At 60.5% G+C, this 15,731-nt stretch carries 17 protein-coding genes; 8 read left to right on the top strand and 9 right to left on the bottom strand.

Features of this window, described 5'->3' with window-relative positions:
- Window positions 1-15 precede the first annotated feature (15 nt).
- From nusB to GNZ13_RS19625, 7 genes are all read right to left on the bottom strand, one after another.
- Complete coding sequence (gene nusB / locus GNZ13_RS19595; protein ID WP_054037337.1) at window positions 16-450, bottom strand: transcription antitermination factor NusB; 435 nt, start codon at window positions 448-450, stop codon at window positions 16-18.
- Window positions 447-953, bottom strand: a complete 507-nt coding sequence (gene ribH, locus GNZ13_RS19600) for a 6,7-dimethyl-8-ribityllumazine synthase (protein WP_006050161.1) — start codon at window positions 951-953, stop codon at window positions 447-449. The genes nusB and ribH overlap by 4 nt, the downstream gene beginning before the upstream one ends.
- 50 nt (window positions 954-1,003) lie before the next feature.
- Window positions 1,004-2,140, bottom strand: coding sequence for a bifunctional 3,4-dihydroxy-2-butanone-4-phosphate synthase/GTP cyclohydrolase II (gene ribBA / locus GNZ13_RS19605; protein WP_172167303.1), 1,137 nt, complete (start codon window positions 2,138-2,140; stop codon window positions 1,004-1,006).
- Window positions 2,141-2,342: 202 nt separating this feature from the next.
- On the bottom strand, window positions 2,343-2,957 hold the full coding sequence (locus GNZ13_RS19610) for a riboflavin synthase (RefSeq protein ID WP_172167305.1): 615 nt from the start codon (window positions 2,955-2,957) through the stop codon (window positions 2,343-2,345).
- Between the two features lie 15 nt (window positions 2,958-2,972).
- Window positions 2,973-4,142, bottom strand: coding sequence for a bifunctional diaminohydroxyphosphoribosylaminopyrimidine deaminase/5-amino-6-(5-phosphoribosylamino)uracil reductase RibD (ribD, locus tag GNZ13_RS19615; RefSeq protein WP_172167307.1), 1,170 nt, complete (start codon window positions 4,140-4,142; stop codon window positions 2,973-2,975).
- A 72-nt stretch (window positions 4,143-4,214) separates the two neighbouring features.
- Window positions 4,215-5,498 carry a glutamate-1-semialdehyde 2,1-aminomutase gene (gene hemL, locus GNZ13_RS19620; protein WP_172167309.1) on the bottom strand — a complete coding sequence of 428 codons (1,284 nt, stop codon included), beginning with the start codon at window positions 5,496-5,498 and terminating at the stop codon, window positions 4,215-4,217.
- 93 nt (window positions 5,499-5,591) lie between these two features.
- Entirely contained in the window at window positions 5,592-6,104 is a 513-nt protein-coding gene (locus GNZ13_RS19625) for a hypothetical protein (protein WP_172167311.1), read from the bottom strand.
- 259 nt (window positions 6,105-6,363) lie between these two features.
- Here GNZ13_RS19625 and GNZ13_RS19630 point away from each other — a divergent pair, with 259 nt between their 5' ends.
- The 3 genes from GNZ13_RS19630 to GNZ13_RS19640 all read left to right on the top strand — a co-directional run bounded on the left by GNZ13_RS19630 (window position 6,364) and on the right by GNZ13_RS19640 (window position 8,505).
- Window positions 6,364-7,584 carry a Bcr/CflA family multidrug efflux MFS transporter gene (locus GNZ13_RS19630; protein WP_172167313.1) on the top strand — a complete coding sequence of 407 codons (1,221 nt, stop codon included), beginning with the start codon at window positions 6,364-6,366 and terminating at the stop codon, window positions 7,582-7,584.
- 207 nt (window positions 7,585-7,791) lie between these two features.
- Window positions 7,792-8,022: a hypothetical protein gene (locus GNZ13_RS19635; protein WP_172167328.1), complete on the top strand. Its 231-nt coding sequence runs from the start codon at window positions 7,792-7,794 to the stop codon at window positions 8,020-8,022.
- Window positions 8,023-8,100: 78 nt separating this feature from the next.
- On the top strand, window positions 8,101-8,505 hold the full coding sequence (locus GNZ13_RS19640) for a RidA family protein (RefSeq protein ID WP_172167330.1): 405 nt from the start codon (window positions 8,101-8,103) through the stop codon (window positions 8,503-8,505).
- A gap of 27 nt (window positions 8,506-8,532) precedes the next feature.
- On the opposite strand, the gene GNZ13_RS19645 is transcribed toward GNZ13_RS19640, so the two are convergent.
- Window positions 8,533-8,991 (bottom strand): hypothetical protein, encoded by a 459-nt coding sequence (locus GNZ13_RS19645; protein WP_172167331.1) that lies wholly within the window; start codon window positions 8,989-8,991, stop codon window positions 8,533-8,535.
- 145 nt (window positions 8,992-9,136) lie between these two features.
- Entirely contained in the window at window positions 9,137-9,310 is a 174-nt protein-coding gene (locus GNZ13_RS19650; protein ID WP_172167333.1) for a hypothetical protein, read from the bottom strand.
- Between the two features lie 375 nt (window positions 9,311-9,685).
- On the opposite strand from GNZ13_RS19650, the gene GNZ13_RS19655 reads away from it, so the two are divergent.
- The 5 genes from GNZ13_RS19655 (at window position 9,686) to GNZ13_RS19675 (ending at window position 15,058) form a co-directional block, all read left to right on the top strand.
- Window positions 9,686-10,921, top strand: a complete 1,236-nt coding sequence (locus tag GNZ13_RS19655) for a tyrosine-type recombinase/integrase (protein WP_172167335.1) — start codon at window positions 9,686-9,688, stop codon at window positions 10,919-10,921.
- A gap of 128 nt (window positions 10,922-11,049) precedes the next feature.
- Window positions 11,050-11,745 carry a hypothetical protein gene (locus GNZ13_RS19660; protein ID WP_172167337.1) on the top strand — a complete coding sequence of 232 codons (696 nt, stop codon included), beginning with the start codon at window positions 11,050-11,052 and terminating at the stop codon, window positions 11,743-11,745.
- 373 nt (window positions 11,746-12,118) lie between these two features.
- A complete protein-coding gene (locus tag GNZ13_RS19665; protein ID WP_172167339.1) occupies window positions 12,119-12,349 on the top strand; it encodes a helix-turn-helix transcriptional regulator in 231 nt (76 codons plus the stop codon).
- 16 nt (window positions 12,350-12,365) lie between these two features.
- Window positions 12,366-13,859, top strand: a complete 1,494-nt coding sequence (locus GNZ13_RS19670) for an AAA family ATPase (RefSeq protein WP_172167340.1) — start codon at window positions 12,366-12,368, stop codon at window positions 13,857-13,859.
- 581 nt (window positions 13,860-14,440) lie between these two features.
- Window positions 14,441-15,058 (top strand): hypothetical protein, encoded by a 618-nt coding sequence (locus GNZ13_RS19675; protein ID WP_216674933.1) that lies wholly within the window; start codon window positions 14,441-14,443, stop codon window positions 15,056-15,058.
- The last annotated feature ends 673 nt before the right edge of the window (window positions 15,059-15,731 follow it).

The following is a 15,731-nucleotide window of genomic DNA, read 5'->3' on the forward strand; positions in this document are numbered from 1 at the left end:
TCACGCGCCTCCCCCTCAATGCTTGCGAGCCGCCTGCGTTTCAGCAGCGCGCAGTTGCGCCGACAGCTTGTCCAGCACGCCGTTCACGTACTTGTAGCCGTCCGCGCCGCCAAACGTCTTGGCGAGTTCGACCGCTTCGTTGATGACCACGCGATAGGGAATGTCGACGTGATTCTTCAACTCGAACGCGGCGACCAGCAGCACGGCGCGTTCGACCGGTGAAAGCTGGTCGATCGGGCGGTCGAGGCACGGTGCGATATCCGCGGAGAGTGCTTCCGAATCGCGGATCACGCCGTGTAGGATGGCGTCCAGATGCTCGTGGTCGGCCTTGTCGAAGCCTTGCGCGCCGCGCAGCTGCGCGTCGATTTCACCGCCGGGCGAGCCCGACAGCAGCCACTGGTAAAGCCCCTGCGTGGCCAGTTCGCGGGAGCGTCGGCGTGCGCTCTTCATGCCTCTTCCTCTTCTTCGTCTTCTTCTTCGTCGTCACCGCCGAGTTGTTCGAGCGCGACGGCGAGGTTTGCCATTTCGACGGCCACGCGCGCTGCGTCACGACCCTTCTCGGTCATACGCGCGACAGCTTGCTCGTCGTTTTCCGTGGTCAGCACGGCGTTCGCGACCGGAATGCCGAAGTCGAGGCCGATACGCGTGATGCCCGCACCGCTTTCGTTCGACACCAGTTCGAAGTGGTACGTTTCGCCGCGAATCACCGCACCCAGCGCGATCAGTGCGTCGAATTGCGCGCTTTCAGCGAGCTTTTGCAGCGCCAGCGGGATTTCCAGCGCGCCCGGCACGGTGACCAGCAGCACGTCTTCGCCGGTCACACCGAGGCGTTCGAGTTCTTCGATGCACGAATCCGCGAGGCCGTTGCAGACGGGTTCGTTAAAACGCGCCTGAACGATGCCGATACGCAGTCCGTCGCCGTCGAGATTCGGTTGGTATTGTCCGATTTCCATGTGAATTCCGTAGTGTTTTGAGTGGGCGCTTAAGCGCGTGAATGGTCGGATCAGCCTTGTTGCGGAGCCTGTGCGGTGCTGCCCGGCATCGGTACGAAGCCGGTGACTTCGAGGCCGTAGCCCGACATGCTGCCGAGCTTGCGCGGGTTCGACAGCACCTGCATCTTGCCGACACCGAGCTCGCGAAGAATCTGCGCGCCGATGCCGTACGTCTTGAAGTCGACCGGCCGGCGTTTGAGCGCCTCGGCTTTTTCTTTCGAGTCGAACGCTTTGAACACGTCGACCAGATGATCCTTCGAATCGCCGCAGTTCAGGAGCACGATCACACCGAGGTCGCGCTGGGCGATCTCTTTCATCGCCGCATCCAGCGTCCATGAGTGAGTCGATTTGCCGACTTCGAGCAGATCCAGCATCGACAGTGGCTCGTGCACGCGCACCGGGGTGTCGTGCTCCGGGCTCGGTGTGCCGCGGACCAGCGCGATATGCGGCTGGCCGCTCGGCTGATCGAGATACATCACCGCGCGAAACGCGCCGTGCGCGGTTTGCATGGTGCGCTCGCAAATACGTTCGACGATCGATTCGGTCCGGCTGCGGTAGTGAATCAGATCCGCGATCGTGCCGATCTTCAGATCGTGCTCTTTGGCGAATTCCATCAGGTCCGGCAGGCGCGCCATCGTGCCGTCGTCCTTGATGACTTCGCAGATCACCGCGGCCGGCGTGAGACCCGCCAGTGCGGTGAAGTCGCAGCCGGCCTCGGTGTGGCCGGCGCGCACCAGCACGCCTCCGGGCTGCGCCATGATCGGGAACACGTGTCCCGGCTGCACGATGTGTTCGGCCTTGGTGTCCGGCGCGACCGCCACGGCGATCGTGCGGGCGCGGTCGGCCGCCGAGATGCCGGTGGTCACGCCTTCGGCCGCTTCGATACTGACAGTGAACGCCGTGCCGTATTGCGTGCCGTTGCGATAGGTCATGAGCGGCAGGTTCAGCAGCTTGCAGCGTTCCTGCGTGAGCGTCAGACAAATCAGGCCGCGGCCGTAGCGGGCCATGAAGTTGATCGCTTCCGGCGTGACGAATTCGGCGGCGATCACGAGATCGCCCTCGTTTTCGCGGTCTTCTTCGTCGACGAGGATCACCATCCGGCCTGCTTTCAGTTCGGCAATGATCTCTTGAGTGGAGGCGAGCGTCATGTTGGCGGAGAGTTTTTCGGGAAAGCGCGTATTTTACGCCACGCGCGCCCCGGCGTCGCTTCCGCCGAATGGTATAGGCCGATTGGCCGACTGGTGTTGCGCCGCCCGGCGCCAGTATGCTCGATGAAACGATGGACGCATGAACCGGTTGAAAGCGGCAGGGCGCCGCCGCCAGCCCATGCGCGGCGGGCTTTGTTGCGGGTTATTTCGGCGCGTTCAGCATCCGCTCGACGTAGCGCGCAATCAGATCGATCTCCAGATTCACTTGCGTGCCTTCGCGCAGGCGCTTGAGCGCGGTCACTTCGACCGTGTGCGGAATCAGGTTGATCGAAAACTCACAGCCATCGTCGCGATCTTTAACCGAGTTGACGGTCAGGCTCACACCGTTGACAGTGATAGAACCTTTAAAGGCCAGGTAGCGGCCGATCTCGCGCGGCGCCAGCACGCGCAGTTCGTGCGATTCGCCGACCGGCGCAAAATGCGTAACCGTGCCGAGGCCGTCCACGTGGCCGGAGACGATATGCCCGCCGAGCCGGTCATGCGCGCGCAGTGCCTTCTCGAGATTGACCTCGCCGGTCTCGCCCAAGCCCGCCGTACAGTTCAGGCTTTCGCGCGACACGTCGACTTCGAACGAATGCGCGGTTTTTGCCACGACCGTCATACAGGCGCCCTGGATCGTGATGCTGTCGCCCAGCTGGACGTCTTCGAGATCGAGACCGCCGGCTTCCACGTTCAGGCGCACGCCCGCGTCACCATCCGTGCCGAGGGGTTTGACTGATTCGATGCGGCCCACCGCCGCGACGATTCCTGTAAACATCGTGCTAATCCTTGATCAATTCGAAGTTGGTTGGGGGGCGGGCTCGGTCCCGGCTTCGGGTGCCGGTTGTGACACGGAGCGAGGCACAAAGCGGGCGAGAATCCGCAGATCGTCGCCGATCCGGTCGACTGCGTGGAAATTCAGTTGCAGGCGGCCTTCCAGCGTTTCCGGCGCGTTCAGATTGAACATGCTCATCGAATCCATGCCGAGCAGGCTCGGCGCGAGATAGACCAGCAGTTCGTCAACGCAACCTTCGCGCAGCAGCGAGCCGTTCAGCTTGTAGCCCGCCTCGACGTGCAGTTCGTTCACACTACGCTCGCCGAGCACTTTCAGCATGGCGGGCAGGTCGACCTTGCCCGCCGCGTTCGCCAGTTGCACGATCTCCGCGCCGCGATCGCGCAGCGCGTTGGCGCGTTCGGTATGACGCTCATCGAGATTGCCGCAGAAAATCAGCGTGGGTGCGCCGGCCAGAATCTGCGCCTCGGGCGGCACGTCGAGCTGGCTGTCGATCAGCACGCGTTGCGGCTGGCGCGGCGTGTCGACAGCGCGCACGGTCATGCGCGGATTGTCTTCCCTGACGGTGCCGATGCCGGTCAGGATCGCCGACGCGCGGGCGCGCCACGCGTGACCATCGGCGCGTGCCGCTTCGCCAGTAATCCATTGACTGACGCCCGACGGCAAGCCGGTGCGGCCGTCCAGCGAGGCGGCCACTTTCATGCGGACCCACGGGCGGCCGCGCGTCATGCGCGACACGAAGCCGATGTTCAGTTCGTGCGCTTCGTTGGCGAGCAGCCCGCAACGCACTTCAATGCCGGCGTCGCGCAGCATTGCGAGGCCACGCCCGGAGACTTGCGGATTGGGGTCTTCCATCGCCGCGACCACGCGCTCGACCTGCGCTTCGATCAGCGCATTCGCGCACGGCGGCGTGCGGCCGAAATGGCTGCACGGCTCGAGCGTCACGTAGGCCGTGGCGCCGCGCAGATCATGGCCGCGCGAGCGTGCGTCCTTCAACGCGCGCACTTCTGCATGATCCTGGCCGGCCGGTTGCGTGAAGCCTTCGCCGATCACCTCGCCGTTCTTGACGAGCACGCAACCGACGCGCGGATTCGGGTCGGTCGTGTACATGCCGCGCTTGGCCAGCGTGAGCGCGCGCTCCATATGGACGAAGTCGGTTTGCGAAAACATCGGTATCCGGTCGGGTGCGGTGGCTAGGCAGTATTGAGCTTGGGTTTCGGCAGTTTCTGTGTCTCGCCGGGCTCAGGCCGCGAGCGAGGCAAACGCGCCGCGCGCTGCGGCGATCGTGGCGTCGATGATCGCGTCGTCGTGCACGATCGAAACGAAGCCCGCTTCATACGCCGACGGCGCGAAGTACACGCCCGCGTCGAGCATCTTGTGGAAGAACGCATTGAAGCGCGGCACGTCGCTCTTCGTGACCTCGGCGAAGCTGGTCGGGACCGACTCGGTGAAGTAGAGGCCGAACATGCCGCCGAGCGAATCGGCCGCGAACGGCACCTTTGCTTCGCGCGCGACGTTCGCGAGACCTTGCGCGAGACGCGTGGTGCGGGCGCCGAGCGTGTCGTAGAAGCCCGGCGCCTGGATCAGTTGCAGCGTCTTCAGGCCCGCGGCGACCGCGATCGGATTGCCCGACAAGGTGCCCGCCTGGTAGACGCCGCCGAGCGGCGCGAGGTGAGCCATGATGTCGCGCCGACCGCCGAAGGCTGCCGCCGGCATGCCGCCACCGATTACCTTGCCCAGACACGTCAGATCCGGCGTGATGCCGTAGACCTCTTGCGCGCCCCCCAGGGCGACGCGGAAACCGCACATTACTTCGTCGAAAATCAGTACAGAGCCGTACTCGGTGCACAGGCGCCGCAAGGCTTGCAGAAATTCAGGCGTGGCGCGCACGAGGTTCATGTTGCCCGCCACCGGCTCGACGATCACCGAGGCGATTTCGTTGCCGAACGCCTTGAACGCTTCTTCGAGTTCCGCGACGTTGTTGTACTCGAGCACCGTGGTGTGCTTGGCGATATCGACCGGTACGCCCGCCGAAGTCGGATTGCCGAACGTGAGCAGGCCCGAGCCGGCCTTGACCAGCAGGCTGTCCGCGTGGCCGTGATAGCAGCCTTCGAATTTGACGATGCGGCTGCGGTTCGTGAAGCCGCGCGCGAGACGCAGCGCGCTCATGGTCGCCTCGGTGCCGCTCGAGACCATGCGGACCTGTTCGATCGACGGTACCAGCTTGCAGATTTCTTCGGCGATTTCGATCTCGGATTCCGTCGGCGCGCCGAAGGAGAAGCCGTTGGCCAACACGCGCTGGACCGCTTCCAGCACTTCCGGGTGAACGTGGCCGAGGATCATCGGGCCCCACGAGCCGATGTAGTCGGTATAGCGTTGTCCGTCCGCGTCCCAGAAGTAGGGGCCTTGCGCGCGTTCGATGAAGCGCGGCGTGCCGCCTACCGAACGGAATGCGCGGACCGGCGAGTTCACGCCGCCGGGGATGGTGCGCTGCGCGCGGTCGAAGAGGGTCTGGTTTCTGGACATGGCGATGGCTGGAATTTGGGTTGCGCAGCGGCGCGGGCACTGCTTTTTGCGCTCCGCGCGGCGCTGGGGGTTGGTGGGGAAATTGTACCGGAGTCAGCGTGAAGAGGTTTTGGGTTTGGCCATGCTGGGGCGCGTGGGTCCGTTTGCCGTGTCAAGCCTCGGTGGCTTACGCTTGCCTGTGAGTTCAGCCCAGCGTTTTTCCAACGCGCCTTCGGCCATCGGCTTGATGACAGTGCCCGAGCTTTGCGCGTCCCATGTTTGCACCGAAAACGGATGCGTACGCAACATCTCGCGTGGAATCACGACGCCCTCGTGTGCGTCGACCACCCAGTCGTACACGAAGTCGATGCACAACCGGTAACCTCGCTTCGTCGCCGGGTCGGGGACTTCGTACGGCGCGCGAGTAATGTAGCCGGAGCCGAAAATGCCCTTGGGTTCCTGTGCAACACGATGCAGGAATACGCGGTCGCCCGGCAGGATGCTGCGGGCAAATCCGCAACCCCACACGTCAGCCACCGCCACGCCCGCGGCGACCCGCTTCGCCACGTCGGGCAACTCGGGCCATGGCCATTTCTTGGGGCTCCAGATCAACAGGAAGGCAGTCATGTCAGGGTCGGGACAGGGCAGTATCGAAGGGGGCAGCGAACAGCTTTGTGTCACGCCCCGAAGCGTTCTGGCGGCAGCTTAACCGATCGGCGGTGCGCTTGCCGCAGTGCATTGGCGGCGCATGCTTGGCCCGCCCAGCCAGGCACGGGCGCGGCGGATGGTTTAACCGTCGCGTACAATTGGGGTCGTCAAGCTGCTGTTTTCCCTGTTTCACCGCGTTTCGCTGCCGAAGACGGCGCGGCGTTTCATCTGGATTCCCATGTCTCACGTCACCAGAAGCCGGCCCGATGGCCGGCTGATTCTGTTGCTCGGTGCGCTTGCCGCATGCGGGCCGATTTCCATCGATATGTATTTGCCGAGCCTGCCGACTATCTCGCAGGCATTCGCCATCGGCACCGGCGCCGCGCAAACCACGCTCACCAGCTTCATGTTCGGCTTTTCGATCGGCATGCTGCTCTATGGTCCGTTGTCGGATACCTATGGCCGCCGGCCCGTGCTGCTCGGCGGCATCATCATGTATGCGCTGGCAAGCGTGGCCTGCGCGTTGTCGTTTTCGATCGGATCGCTGGTGATATTCCGCTTCGTGCAGGCGCTCGGCGCGGGCGCGGCCTCGGTGCTGGCGCGCGCGATCGCCCGCGACGCGCACGGGCCGACCGATGCCGCGCGTGTGCTGTCGATGCTCGCCATCGTCACGTCGATCGGGCCGTTGCTCGCGCCGCTGATTGGCGGGCAGTTGCTGTTGCTCGGCGGCTGGCGTGTTGTTTTTATCGTGTTGACGCTATTCGGTACGGTGTGCGCGGTGACCGCGTTTCTCAAGGTGCCGGAAACGTGGCCGCCCGAAAAGCGTGCCCACTCGGCGCTGCTGAAATCGTTCGGTGCCTATGGCAAGTTGCTGCGCGATCCAGTCGCGTGGGGGCTCATGCTGTGCGGCGGCATGGCGTTCGCGTCGATGTTCGCGTACATCACCGCGACGCCGTTCGTGTACATCGAATATTTCCATGTATCGGCGCAGCATTATGGCTTTCTTTTCGCGCTGAATATCGTCGGCATCATGTTCGGCAACTTCATGAATACGCGTCTCGTCGGCCAGCTCGGTTCGCTGCCGATCATTTCTTTTGCCGCGACCGTGAGTTGCATCGCGTCCCTGTTCGTCTGTCTCGTCTCGCTGACTGGGTGGGGAGGGTTGTGGTCGATCGTTTTCGGTTTGTTCTTCGTGGTCGGAGTAGTGGGGCTGTTGTCCGCTAACTGCACGACCGATCTTATGCATCGGTATCCGGTGAATGCCGGCGCCGCGGCCGCTGTGTTCGGCGCTGTGCAGTTGGCGCTCGGCGCGTTGGCGAGCCTCGCCGTCGGACTCTGGCAGGATGGCTCACCCACGGGCATGGGCATTGTCGTGGGCGTCGCGGGCGTGCTGTGTTACGTCGGGCGGATTCTGGTGGTCAAATGGCACGGGATGAAGGCGCCTGTCGCTGTCGTTTGAGGCCGCGTGTAACTGGATGAGGCGGGAGTCCGGTGCTAAAGGCGGATCATTGTTCCTTAGCCGAAACGCGCGGCAAGCTTGCTTCTCTGTCCCGCGCTAACCAACTAACCAAAGCGTCTACGGAAAACACCAGGTGTTGCGCGCGCGCGACCGTGCGTTTCAATTTGCATTGCTATGATGGAGTCACTGTTCCTCGGAGCGGCAATCATGGCGATCAGAGATTTGATGAGCGGCGAGCGGCAACAGGCTGCCTTTGCCGAAGCGCAGAAGCTGGCAGACAGCGGCGCCTATCACGATTACACAGACATCGAATACGTCTTGCGCTTTGATTACGGTTTGTCTGATGTATCGGCGCTGCTCGACAGCCAGTCGATACATCGCGACCTGAATCGCCGTTGCGCCGATGCGCGTGAGAAGCTGGATGCGCTTAGCGTGTGACACACGCGGTGAGTGGCATGCAGCATCCTGCGCATAGCCATGCGCCGCGAAGGCGCCATCCTCTTTGGAGTTGCATTCATGGCTGTTAGCCAGCACGACCCGTATCTGCCGCACATGGACAATCCCGCTGGTTTGGCAAAGCCGGGTGGCCATTACAGTCATGTCGCGATTGCGAATGGTTTTGTTTTCGTCTCGGGACAGTTGCCGATCAACGCACAGGGCGAGAAGCTTGCTGACGCCTCGTTCGAGGTCCAGGCCGAGCAGGTGTTGGCGAATGTTCAGGCTGCGCTCGAAGGTACCGGCAGCAGCATTGCGCAGCTGGTGCAGGTGCGCGTCTATATCGCCGACGTTGAACATTGGGCGAGCTTCAATCAGATCTACGCGCGTTGGGCAGGTGAGGCACGGCCGGCGCGGGCCGTCGTGCCGGTTCCACACCTGCATTACGGGTTGAAGGTCGAGGTCGAGGCGACCGCGCTGGTTTAAGTCGTTGCGGTGTCGAGGCGTTGCGACTCAGTGAATGATGAGCCCGTTGAACTGGGCATTGCCCACACCGGACGCGATATTCACGCCGACATTGCCGCTCACCGCCGCCAGTGAGCCGGCACCGAGTTTGGCGGAGACTCTGCCCGTCACTTGCGCGACGGTATGCACATTCTGTTGTGAGACGATCGTGGCTTGCGGTGTGGTGATGAGGATGATCTGGTTGGCCTGAGCATTCAGCGCACCGGCTGACACGTTCACGCCGATGTTGCCGCTTGCGCCTCTCAGCGTATTTGCGCCCAGGGTAGCGGCGGACGCGCCAACTTTCGCGCTGCCGCCGACGTTCTGCAGATTCGACAGCCTGGCTGAGCCGAATACCGCTGCGCTATCGTCGTCGGACAGGGCCGTTGACGTGCCTGCAAGCGCGGACGATGCGCCCGTGCTCGCGGCAACCCAAATTAGTGCACAGGCTAAGGTACTGACTTTCATGAGCAACTCCCTGGCGTGCTGACGGCACAGATAGTCTTGATATCGACCATGGGAGCGAGATGTTGAGGGAGGGGTTCCCCTTAGTGCGGGTGGTGCCGAGATGTTGACCGATACGACCTTGGCCAGGAACCAGCTCAGCCAGAAATTACCACCTCCCGCGGCCGCCGTAATAACCGCCGACGCCAACACCCACGCTGACGCTCGGGACGGCATAGTAGCCGGGCGCATATCCGTATGCCGGTGCGTAGCCATAAGGCGGGGCAACGATACACCCGGTAAGGCCCACTGCGAGACCTATCGTTAACAGTAATTTGAGCATGGCTCCTCCCTCTTCATGAGTTGGAGGAGCCGGGCGCAGCATTCGTTCGGCCTACCTTGTGACAGCAAATTACGCAGCCTCGGTGTTATCGGGCTTTTTTTACAGTTGCTTACCCGTTCGACACGTTGCGCATTCGCCGATTGGCGGATTCTTTGATGTCCAGAAATGAAAAACGGGCCGATAGGCCCGTATTCATTGATTGTCTGGCGGAGGCGGTGACCGCCATAAACCTCTCTCGCGAGGACCAAAGAAAAGCACAATATACTAAATAATCAAAGTGTTGCGTGACTTTAATGCCAACTCAGTCCAACGCCCGCCAACCGAATCGTTGTGTCAATGGCATACTGCATGGCACACTGAGACGAGGCCCTACGTATGGCGACACTTACTGATCTGAAAGCGCGCAACTTGAAACCCGATGACGTGGCACTTCCCCATGGAGGGGTGACGGGTCTCACGCTCCACCCGTCAAGCAGCAAAGGGCATGGCAAGTGGGTGTTACGTTTTGTCAGTCCTGTTAGCGGCAAACGTCGCAATGCCGGGCTGGGCAGCTATCCCGAAGTGGGTATCGCAGATGCTGGCAAGCTCGCGGCAGCCATGCGCGAACAGATGGCAAGTGGCATCGACCCATTGGAAGCCAGGGCGGCGGAGGCGATCAAGCCTAAAATGCCGACTTTCAAGGGTGCCGCCGAAACGCTACATACCGAACTGCTGCCGGGCTGGAAGAACGCGAAGCACGGCCAGCAATGGATCAACACCCTAACGCAGTACGCATTTCCGACCGTCGGATCGATGCCTCTAGACGCTATCCTGCCTCGTCATATTGCAGACGTGCTGCGGCCGATCTGGTTAGAGAAGGCCGAGACCGCTGGACGTCTGAAACAGCGTATGCAGGCCGTCATGGCATGGGGTTGGGCGCACGGATATTGCAACGCTAACCCGGTTGATGTCGTCAACCTGCTGCTGCCGCAACAACCCGGCAAGGCCGTGCGCACGCAGCACCAGCCCGCCATGCCGTGGCGGGCAATACCGGCTTTCATAGGCAAACACCTGCAAGGTGGGAATCGTTACGATGTCACGCGTCCCATGCTGGAGTTTCTGATTCTGACGGCATGCCGTTCCGGCGAGGTCAGGGGCCTAGTGTGGCAAGAGGTCGACCTTGATGCCGGGGTCTGGACGATTCCCGCCGAGCGAATGAAAGCCAAATTGCCCCATCGGGTTCCGTTGGCAAAACGCGCTGTGGAGCTTCTGAAGGGTCAGCAAGGTCTTCATGAAGACCTTGCGTTTCCTTCACTGCGGGACGGCGTGGAACTGTCCGACATGGTTCTCACGTCCTTTCTGCGACGGGTAGAAGCCCAAAGCGATACGCCCGGCCGCTTTGCAACGGCCCACGGTTATCGTTCAAGTTTCCGTGACTGGTGCAGCGAGCGCGGCTATCCGCGTGATCTGGCCGAGCGTGCCCTTGCCCATTCGGTTCAGAACAAGGTCGAGGCTGCTTATCACCGCACAGACCTCCTGGAACAACGGCGCCCTATGATGGAAGCATGGGCAAACTTTGTGACAGGTACGCAGACAAGTACCAGCGACGTCACCCAACCCGAAATGACATAAGTTCGCCGTCTTCTCTTAGAATTGGTCCGGCAGGCGCGGTCTGCACGTAACTTCGCGGATCGCGGTACAAAGCCTGTTTGATAATTACAATCGACCAACAACCCTTATCGAAGCGGTAAATTTAAAAAATGAACACCTTTGGTGGCGAGCATAAACCAGAGCGAACTTTCCACAATATGGCCGTGCGCGTCGTAACGATTCTATCAAGCCATTTTGTAAATTCGATTGCGGAAAAAACGGCTGAGAATTTCGAAAATGAAATATTGATTCCCATGCTGGAGGAAGATTCCATTAGCGGCGAGAGGATGTATAACGAAATCAAGACTCAATCCGCCACTCGACCAGTAGCGAATCCAGAAACTGCCGCAATGCTGGTTGCATGCGCTTACTACGCGCAGTCTTTGAAAGCATCTCGCGATAATGACCTCAGTCTTGCGTGGTCGTATATGGCAGATGCCTGCTACTGGGCGGGTGTCATACAGCCAATTCAGACCATCTATCAACTACGCGAGGACACCATCCAGGCAACGCGCACCAACGATGCCAGTAACGCCGGCAAGGCAAGCGCAAAAAAGAAGCACGGGGCATCCATCGATGAGGCCTTCAGGCTGGCCCGGGAAATGCGCCCCAAGGAGAAAGGATGGAAATCCCGGCTACATGCCGCGAGGACAATTAAAAACGAGGTGCGGGCTTTTTCGATTCGTAACAAAGATTCAACAATCCCGCTATCGGAACATGAAGTAGAGACGACGGTTTTTAAATGGCTCAAGGCGATGCCCGACGCTGCTGAGCTGTTCCCCCTGAAAGCCGAAAAATCGTCTTAGGGCACGGGTTGTCACTATGAGCTGTACCGCGCCAGCTCCCCGTCCCAAGGCTACGATCTGATCTACGTCGTGGCCAACTCCATTAGCATATCGCCGACCGGGATATGGCCGGCACATGGATCGGCTCGTGTGACTAGGTCGATTCCACCGCCCGGGAACCGACACTGCCATTCCCCGTCAATCGGAATTTCCCAAAAATACCACCGTCCAGACGCTGCCTGGCCGCACATGCCTGCGGCACCAACACCGCAAACTAAAAGTTACCGGTCTACGCGTTGACGTACACCGTCATCTAGTCGGGCGTCTATCCTGGTGCGCCGCCCCCCTCTAAATTTCAGTCATCGAAGCCAAACAACCACAAGGAGGTTTTTCGATGACAATTAATCGCCAATCCCTGCACGAGATCTTGCGCATTCGCGCGCTCAAGCAAAAGCTCTCCATATCGGAGAGCAGCATCTATAACAAACTGAACCCGAAAAGCAGATATTTCGACAAAACATTCCCGCGTCCTATTCGTCTTAGTCCTGGCTGCGTTGGTTGGGTACTGTCGGAGGTCGAGGCATACATCGAGGCTCGTATTGCAGCTAGCCGCAACGATGATTAATGGACCGGGAGAGACAATGAATACGAACGATATCAATCCACTCTACCCGCGCAATGCGATGTTTTCCGCCGCGAATACATTGGCGAACGGTATCGATCTGGTTCCCGCTTCTTCGATACCGCCGGAGTCGATAGACTGGCTCTGGTATGGCTGGTTGGCGCGCGGCAAGGTTCACATCCTCGCCGGGCCGCCCGGCACAGGAAAAACGACAACCGCGGCTAATTTTGCCGCGATTATTTCAGGTGGTGGACCGGGCGGTCGTCGCTGGCCGGATAACACCTATGCACAGGCTGGCGTCGTGATCGTCTGGACCGGCGAGGACGGCATTGCAGACACCGTCGTCCCGCGTCTGATCGCTGCGGGCGCCGACATGACGAAGGTTCTCATTCTGCGCGGCGTCAAGGAACGTGGGCATCCCCGCCCGTTCGGCTTCAAGGATGACATTCAGATGCTGACCGACGCAGTTGCCCAAATCGGCAACGTCAGCTTGATCATCATTGACTCGATCGTTCAGGCTGTCGCCGGGGACTCAAACAAGAATAGCGAGGTCCGTAGTGCCCTTGCTCCACTTGTGGACATTGCCGAACGGCATAACTGTGCGATCTTCGGAATCACTCACGTGAACAAGGGATCGGGCGGCAAGGATCCTTTGGACCGTATCAACGGTAGTCTGGCATTCGGCGCGGTGGCAAGGGTCGTGATGGTTGTCGCCAGGAGCGAAACGTCTGATCCGTCGACCGGAACCGCGCCGAGTTGTGTCCTGGTTCGCGTGAAATCGAATATTGGACCGGATGGTGGCGGTTTCGAGTACCAGATCCAGCCGATTGCATTTCAGTTCAATACGCAAACGATCCATTCGTCAACGGTTCGCTGGAACGAAACTCCAATCGAAGGTTCGGCGAAAGAGATCCTCAAGCGCGCAGCAGGCGACGGTGGCGCACTAAAAGTTGGAGCAGTAGAAGAGGCAGAAGATTTTTTGCGACGCCAACTCGCGAACAGTGCGCTGCTGTTTCCGGAAATTCAAGCAAGGGCCGAAGCCGCAGGCATCTCGCTGGCGGCCCTCAAGCGGGCAAAGTCGGCGCTCCGAGTGCATTCGGAAAAGCAACGCGGGGCTGGCCCCGCTAGCCCTCACATTTGGTCGTTGCCTGTGGTGACGGGGTTCCCGGTGACAGGGGGCGTCATTGCACCCTCGCTTCTGCCAACTGGATGGATGGACTGCACTTTGGCGGGGGGGGCAGTTGCCCCAGTTGCCCCAGTTGCCCCAGTTGAGCCAGTTGAGCCAGTTGAGCCAGTTGCAATGGAGCCAGACGCTACGTTCGCGCACATGTTGGGTTATCTGCTTGATGAATGCAGGCGGGAATATAAAACGCGCCTCCGGCATAAGAATGAACACGAAGTGGATTTTCAGGACCGTGTTGTTGACTTCGTGCTGTGCTCAGTAGACGGGCTCAATCGGGCGTCGACAAGCAAGCTCAGGTCCGAGCTATTGAACGCCGGGATATGGAAATGAAGATGCGTGCCGTGTCGCACTTGGAAAAACAAGATGGCCTTACGATGGACAAGACTAAAAACAACCAGCAAGAAGATAGCGTGGCTGATTGCAACAGCACGGCCTCTGTTCGCAAAACGGTGACTTCGTTGAAAGCACAGTCCAATGGGAGTCGGACGCTTGATGCTGACGGCAGGCGTCGCAATGTTCCCACCCCTGCGGTATTCATGCTTGCGATTGGCTTAACGGGCACCTCTCTCTGCATGTCGGTGCTCGCTGGTTGGCAGCGGGGAGGACTGCTAGCGGAGCGGCTGGTGTGGGTGGCGTTCAACTCAATGGTTGTACTTTGCGCACACCTGATTCCCGCGCTGTGCGGGTCGGCTCATCCTGTCGCTCGCCGTGCCGCGGTTGCCCTGTGGGCGGCAACCCTAATCGTCGTTTGCTATGGTCACGCGACGTTTTTCCTGTTCGCGGAGCAGCACGCTGGTGAGCGCAGGGCTGATGCCATCGTCATAACGGCTACACTGCCAACGCTGAACCCGGCAGGCCGAAGCCCTCTTGCGATTGCGACTGATCAGGCGAGCGTCACGGCGAAACTTGCGATGATTGACGCAAGGCATTGCAAGGCTGGTTGTGCAGCAATGGACGCGAAGCGCATTGCCCTGGTCGCGCAGCTCGATGCGTTCAGTGTCGAGGCGGCCGAGGCGAAGCGCCGGGAAGTCGCCGAAGACAGGCATATCGAACAGGTCGACCGCTCGATAGCGGTGCGCGACTCCGCGCGCGACGATCCAGTGACGGCGCGACTTGCCCGTCAGATGGGTGTTACGGCGGTGAAGGTCGATTTGCTGCTTGCGCTCGTCTTCGCTGCTGTACTCGAAGGCCTGGCGTGTCTCTGCTGGTACGTCGCGCTTTCGGCACGAACGGCCCTTGCGACTTCGACTACTGCAGCCGTCGAGGAATTTGCGCCGACGGTGACGGAAAGTCAGGCGGCGGTCGCAGAAGGTCACGAGTGCGCGCATGAGCCAGTCGTTCAGCACGATACCAATGCAACGCCAGACAGCACGGTCGCGCGACTCAGGCGCGACATCGCAGCGGGTCTGCTACGCCCGACCGTGAAGGAGATCCGCCGTCACCTGCGGTGCGGTCAGGCGACGGCGACAACGTTACGGCAGCAGTTCGAGGCGCTGAAGAAGTCACCGGACACGCTACTGTCCTCGTGATCGTGTTGCCAGGATGGGTCGCGGAAAAGACCGGGCGCGTTCGGTTGCCGCCAACGTTCATCGGGCGGCAATAGCTTTGCACTTTCGCTCGGTTTCCCGTTGGTTGTCTTTGTGCCGACGTCAGCCGGTACTCTTTAGCGATTATGGTTGCGGCAATTCTCGGGTATGCGCTCGATGAAGCCAAACGCGAGCTCCAGCGTCGTCCACTCACCGCAGATGGCGACGTAGCGTCTTATCTGGCCAACCTCGTTGACTCGGTGGTCGGCGGATATGAAGACGAATTGACCCCACCGGAAAAGCGCCAGTTGTGGGATGCGCTTTGGACAGCACTCCGGTCTTGCATTGCCGGCAATCGCCAGTGAGCGGCGTGCGCAAGCGCATGCCCGCCCTCGAATCAGGGGACGGGCATGGTCGTTTTCCTTGCCGATATTCGCTATTAGAACAGCGCCGGCCGTTGGCCATAGCCCGCGGTGTTTCTTACGCCCGACCGGGTCCCTTTGGGTATATGCAGCCTGACCACGAATCTGGTTGGCATGTGTTCACCCAAGAACGCATTCTGCTGAATCGCGCTGCCGTTCAGCGGAATTTTCATATGCCATCTGATAAAAAATGTCGGGATAAGTCCTAATTATTATGTGGTGAATAATGTTCGATCTTTCCCGCTTTCTCGATT

Source organism: Paraburkholderia elongata (assembly GCF_013177735.1).
GTDB lineage: Bacteria > Pseudomonadota > Gammaproteobacteria > Burkholderiales > Burkholderiaceae > Paraburkholderia > Paraburkholderia elongata.

What these genes read in the sequence shown, in the direction of transcription:
- nusB (WP_054037337.1), bottom strand. Translation starts at nt 450, where the DNA reads ATGAAGAGCGCACGCCGACGCTCCCGCGAACTGGCCACGCAGGGGCTT.
- ribH (WP_006050161.1), bottom strand. Translation starts at nt 953, where the DNA reads ATGGAAATCGGACAATACCAACCGAATCTCGACGGCGACGGACTGCGT.
- ribBA (WP_172167303.1), bottom strand. Translation starts at nt 2,140, where the DNA reads ATGACGCTCGCCTCCACTCAAGAGATCATTGCCGAACTGAAAGCAGGC.
- GNZ13_RS19610 (WP_172167305.1), bottom strand. Translation starts at nt 2,957, where the DNA reads ATGTTTACAGGAATCGTCGCGGCGGTGGGCCGCATCGAATCAGTCAAA.
- ribD (WP_172167307.1), bottom strand. Translation starts at nt 4,142, where the DNA reads ATGTTTTCGCAAACCGACTTCGTCCATATGGAGCGCGCGCTCACGCTG.
- hemL (WP_172167309.1), bottom strand. Translation starts at nt 5,498, where the DNA reads ATGTCCAGAAACCAGACCCTCTTCGACCGCGCGCAGCGCACCATCCCC.
- GNZ13_RS19625 (WP_172167311.1), bottom strand. Translation starts at nt 6,104, where the DNA reads ATGACTGCCTTCCTGTTGATCTGGAGCCCCAAGAAATGGCCATGGCCC.
- GNZ13_RS19630 (WP_172167313.1), top strand. Translation starts at nt 6,364, where the DNA reads ATGTCTCACGTCACCAGAAGCCGGCCCGATGGCCGGCTGATTCTGTTG.
- GNZ13_RS19635 (WP_172167328.1), top strand. Translation starts at nt 7,792, where the DNA reads ATGGCGATCAGAGATTTGATGAGCGGCGAGCGGCAACAGGCTGCCTTT.
- GNZ13_RS19640 (WP_172167330.1), top strand. Translation starts at nt 8,101, where the DNA reads ATGGCTGTTAGCCAGCACGACCCGTATCTGCCGCACATGGACAATCCC.
- GNZ13_RS19645 (WP_172167331.1), bottom strand. Translation starts at nt 8,991, where the DNA reads ATGAAAGTCAGTACCTTAGCCTGTGCACTAATTTGGGTTGCCGCGAGC.
- GNZ13_RS19650 (WP_172167333.1), bottom strand. Translation starts at nt 9,310, where the DNA reads ATGCTCAAATTACTGTTAACGATAGGTCTCGCAGTGGGCCTTACCGGG.
- GNZ13_RS19655 (WP_172167335.1), top strand. Translation starts at nt 9,686, where the DNA reads ATGGCGACACTTACTGATCTGAAAGCGCGCAACTTGAAACCCGATGAC.
- GNZ13_RS19660 (WP_172167337.1), top strand. Translation starts at nt 11,050, where the DNA reads ATGAACACCTTTGGTGGCGAGCATAAACCAGAGCGAACTTTCCACAAT.
- GNZ13_RS19665 (WP_172167339.1), top strand. Translation starts at nt 12,119, where the DNA reads ATGACAATTAATCGCCAATCCCTGCACGAGATCTTGCGCATTCGCGCG.
- GNZ13_RS19670 (WP_172167340.1), top strand. Translation starts at nt 12,366, where the DNA reads ATGAATACGAACGATATCAATCCACTCTACCCGCGCAATGCGATGTTT.
- GNZ13_RS19675 (WP_216674933.1), top strand. Translation starts at nt 14,441, where the DNA reads ATGATTGACGCAAGGCATTGCAAGGCTGGTTGTGCAGCAATGGACGCG.